The sequence below is a fragment of the Acetomicrobium mobile genome (assembly GCF_937920065.1).
The window spans coordinates 1-1,838 of the sequence record NZ_CALETC010000094.1; the positions used below are offsets into that span (position 1 = coordinate 1).

Here is a 1,838-nt window from a genome sequence, read left to right on the forward strand (position 1 = left end):
TGTTTATGTCCTACATCAGGGAAAGCGGTCAATAGGTAACGTAAATGAAAGTTTTGATACTTAACTCGGGAGCCGGAAGCAGACTAAAAGAGATTACTAGCGATAAACCTAAATGCCTGGTCGAACTATACAACGGAGAAACTATACTGGAAAGGCAGGTCAGGCTGCTGTCTAAACATGGATTTAAGAAATTCATAATCACCACGGGACCGTTTGAGGAAAAGATAAAGGAGAAGCTGAAAAATAATTTCGATGATCTGGATATAACATATGTGAAAAATGAAAGATACAAAGAGACGAACTACATATATTCGATGTACCTGGCAGGTCCACACCTTAACGACGATATATTGCTGCTGCACGGCGACTTGGTGTTCGACGAGCCGTTGATCGAGAAAATATCGTCATCTGTAATAAAAAATGTTGGATTGATAAACAAAACCTTGCCTCTCCCCGAAAAGGATTTCAAGGCACTGGTTGTTGATGATAGGATAGCAAGGATTTCGGTCAATTTGAGGGGCGACGGCGTATTTGCCTTTATGCCGCTATATAAGCTTGAAAGGGATAAGTTTACCCTGTGGCTCAAGGAGATTGACATCTTTGTCAAACAAGGCAACGTAAGCGTCTATGCCGAAGAGGCCTTAAACCTAATACTGCAGGACGTGCATCTGGGATATTTAGATTACTCTTGTCATTATTGCAAGGAAATAGATACCCCTCAGGATTTGTTGGAAGTCGATAAAGACATAAGAAGGTATGATGAAAATGAAACAAGTTGAGTATATAGGTTTAAATTCCCTTGACTGCTTATGGGATTTAGTCGATGAAATGAAGGTGCAGCGGATCTTTTTGGTGGCCAGCAAGAGCGCTTTCAGAGGATCCAAATTTAAAGAGATACTGGTCGATTTAAAGGTAAGCGGGAAAATAAAGGATATATACGTATTCTCCGATTTTGAGAATAACCCCAAATACGAGGATGTCATCGAGGGAGTAAAGCTTTTTAAGGAAGGAAATTGGGATGCCATAGTATCCTATGGAGGTGGAAGTACCATAGATGTCGCAAAGCTCATTAAATACTTTTCCTGCATAAAGGATGATGTGCACGCCGAGCTTTTGCCCGTGCAGAAAGTGCCGCATGTGGCCATACCCACCACGTGCGGAACAGGGGCAGAGGCCACACATTTTGCGGTGATGTACTATAACGGTGAAAAACATTCGATAGAAAGCAGCGACATCCTTCCCGAATACGTGGTGATAGATCCAAGGGTATTGGTCACACTTCCGGATAGGGCGCTGGCGTCTTCGATAGTTGACTCCTTGGCCCAGGGCATAGAGTCTTACTGGAGCATAAATTCGACGGATGAATCTAAGGTTTACTCGATGAAGTGCATTTTGTTAGTCATGGAAAACTATTTAAAGGCCTTTAGGGAAAGGGATATAGATTCTTTATCCAAATTAGCAAAAGCGTCCAACTTTTCCGGAAAGGCCATAAATATAGCAAAGACTACTGCCGCACATGCCATGTCGTACGTATTAACCGGCAAATACGGCATACCCCACGGACAGGCGGTCATGATCCTCTTGCCCCATGTGTATGAATTTAACGCCCAGATCAAAGGAGAGATATGCGATCCTAGGGGAAAAGAATATGTTGAGGAAGTATTTCAGGAATTAAACGAATTGTTGGGCGTTCGATCCTCGAAAGAAGTCAAGGTGAAACTGACAGATATCATGACTTCGCTAAACCTGGAAACAAGGTTGTCTGAAATCACAAGTTTGAAGATAGATATACAAGAGCTTGCAAGCTCAGTAAATTTGGAAAGGTTGAAAAATAACCC

The 1,838-nt window shown here is 42.3% G+C and carries 2 protein-coding genes; both read left to right on the forward strand.

The features are described 5' to 3' along the window. Positions 1 to 44 precede the first annotated feature (44 nt). Complete coding sequence (locus Q7P41_RS03990; RefSeq protein ID WP_303882293.1) at positions 45 to 779, forward strand: NTP transferase domain-containing protein; 735 nt, start codon at positions 45 to 47, stop codon at positions 777 to 779. Then, a partial coding sequence (locus tag Q7P41_RS03995) for a phosphonoacetaldehyde reductase (protein ID WP_303882294.1) occupies positions 766 to 1,838 on the forward strand: 1,073 nt, incomplete at its 3' end. The genes Q7P41_RS03990 and Q7P41_RS03995, both read left to right, overlap by 14 nt.